The sequence below is a fragment of the Bacillus sp. SIMBA_008 genome, assembly GCF_046535495.1.
GTDB classification, from domain to species: Bacteria; Bacillota; Bacilli; order Bacillales; family Bacillaceae; genus Bacillus; species Bacillus subtilis.
In genome coordinates, this window is record NZ_JAWRWL010000480.1 from 1 (window position 1) to 271 (window position 271).

The following is a 271-nucleotide window of genomic DNA, read 5'->3' on the forward strand; positions in this document are numbered from 1 at the left end:
TGTTACTTTCCGTTTAAAAGAGAGTGAATATGCGTTGTAAACATTTCCTTTGATCAATGATACCGGTCTTCTTCAAAAAGCTCGCTGTAAAGCGCTTCCGCTTCCTCATATGTTGAAAAGACCGCGTCATCTTCGGCCAGCGGATGATAGGTTTCGTATAAAAACAGAGACAGTTCTCCCTCATGATACGGGTGATGGACGATCTCCGCCTCTTTAATATGGGCAACATTGGCGGCATGCGGATTGCGGTAAATCACATAGACCGTATCCC

At 45.0% G+C, this 271-nt stretch carries 1 protein-coding gene; it reads right to left on the reverse strand.

The features are described 5' to 3' along the window. Window positions 1–53: 53 nt before the first annotated feature. The coding region (splA, locus tag SB658_RS24105; protein WP_410602873.1) for a splAB operon transcriptional regulator SplA at window positions 54–271 on the reverse strand (218 nt) is incomplete at its 5' end.